Origin of the sequence: Photobacterium sanguinicancri, from assembly GCF_002265265.1 — a bacterium.
In the GTDB taxonomy this organism is placed as follows: domain Bacteria; phylum Pseudomonadota; class Gammaproteobacteria; order Enterobacterales; family Vibrionaceae; genus Photobacterium; species Photobacterium sanguinicancri.
Map to the genome: position 1 here is coordinate 1 of NZ_NOIF01000353.1, position 1,556 is coordinate 1,556.

Annotated in this window: 2 protein-coding genes; both read left to right on the plus strand. The window is 37.1% G+C overall.

All coding sequences use genetic code 11. The annotated features are described in order from the left end of the window. The first annotated feature begins 366 nt into the window (after window positions 1–366). Window positions 367–933, plus strand: coding sequence for a Crp/Fnr family transcriptional regulator (locus ASV53_RS23965; protein ID WP_094958984.1), 567 nt, complete (start codon window positions 367–369; stop codon window positions 931–933). Window positions 934–1,031: 98 nt separating this feature from the next. Next, window positions 1,032–1,553 (plus strand): YgjV family protein, encoded by a 522-nt coding sequence (locus ASV53_RS23970; RefSeq protein WP_094958985.1) that lies wholly within the window; start codon window positions 1,032–1,034, stop codon window positions 1,551–1,553. Window positions 1,554–1,556: the final 3 nt, after the last annotated feature.

The following is a 1,556-nucleotide window of genomic DNA, read 5'->3' on the forward strand; positions in this document are numbered from 1 at the left end:
CTAAAAAGCGGCCTGATAGTATTTATTTGTTACTGTTGAAACAACCATACCTGATATTTGTGAATCAGAGTATCTAGTACAGCTCGGTCCGTAATAAAGTTATTTACATTATTTTTCCGAGATTACGATATTAGCTCTCATCACATTTCGGGAGTAATTGTTCTAACTTGTATATGGACATAAACGATTTAGAAAGCTAGTTTAGTTTGTATCTCTCTAGATAAAGTTCTGTATTTAAAACGTCTAAGCAAGTGGTCATCTTTACTTCACCACTGAATTACACCAATAATCATTAGTATCTTGGATATTTCTAGTCATTAAATGTGCTAGTCTTGGCGAAATAAAGCAAATATGGAACCTGTTTTTATGTTGGGTAAATTCACTAAGGTGACTGATTATTTCTCTGATATGGGTGTTCCGCCTCAAGCGGTTAAATCTCTGTCAACTCAGTTTAGGTTGTTCTCACTGAACCCATCAGATATTTTGCTCACACAGGGATCTCAGCAGGACTATGGCTATTTTATCATGTCCGGTATACTTAGAGCTTGTCATTACGGTGAGAATGGTCTTGAGAGATGCAAAGAGTTTTATTTTAACGGTGAGCTATGTTTCCTCTATTCAAGTTGGTTAAAGGGAATGTCTGCCCAATATCAAATTGAAGCTATTACAGCAGCAGAAGTGATAAGGGTTCCCTTGAATTTACTGGCGTTGCCTTCGTTCTTACAAGCCAAAGTCACACTGTTACAACAACAGTTAATATTCAAGGAGCAGAAAGAGGCCCTGCTATTACTCCACACACCTGAGCAAAGGTATCGGCACTTATTGCAGTATTGGCCACACTGGTTAACCAAACTTAATAACATTCAGATAGCCAGCTATATCGGTATCAGCCCTGTCAGCCTATCGAGATTGAAAGCCAGAATTAAAAGCTAAATATAAGAGGTAGGAATTAACTTTAGTTAATTCCTACTTTGGGATATATACGCATAATCCCACCTCCATATTTATTAAAAATTTTGTAGGAGGGAAGCATGTCTGCATTTCTTTGGTCCCAAGTATTGATAGCAATCGCCATCGTATTCGATCTGATATCATTTCAATTTAAACAAAGACAAAAAATTGTCTGTTGCTTATGTATATCTGGCATCCTGATTAGCACCCACTTTGCTCTACTCGAACAATGGACCGCTGCAAGCTTAATGTTACTCGCGAGTGTTCGTTATTTCACTAGTATTTTTACCACATCGAAAAGATTGATGTTTCTATTTTTAACCTCTGCGGTAGTGATCACTGTGATGACCTTTGTTGACTTAATCAGTTTGCTTAGTTTTGGCGGAACGCTATTTCAGACCACGGCTGCATTTTGTCAAAGTGATCAACGTTTACGTCAATTAATGATTTTCGGAACTTTGCTCTGGCTAATACACAATTATTTTGTAGGTTCTCCTACCGCTGTACTGATGGAGTTGTTGTTTATTGGCAGCAATATTATCGGCTATTATCGTTATTATGGGATACATCTGAGTATGTTGAATCAAAACAAGTCTATATAAATA

Bases quoted from the DNA above. Each gene is read 5' to 3' on its own strand.
- ASV53_RS23970 (WP_094958985.1), top strand. From the start codon at position 1,032: ATGTCTGCATTTCTTTGGTCCCAAGTATTGATAGCAATCGCCATCGTA.
- ASV53_RS23965 (WP_094958984.1), top strand. From the start codon at position 367: ATGTTGGGTAAATTCACTAAGGTGACTGATTATTTCTCTGATATGGGT.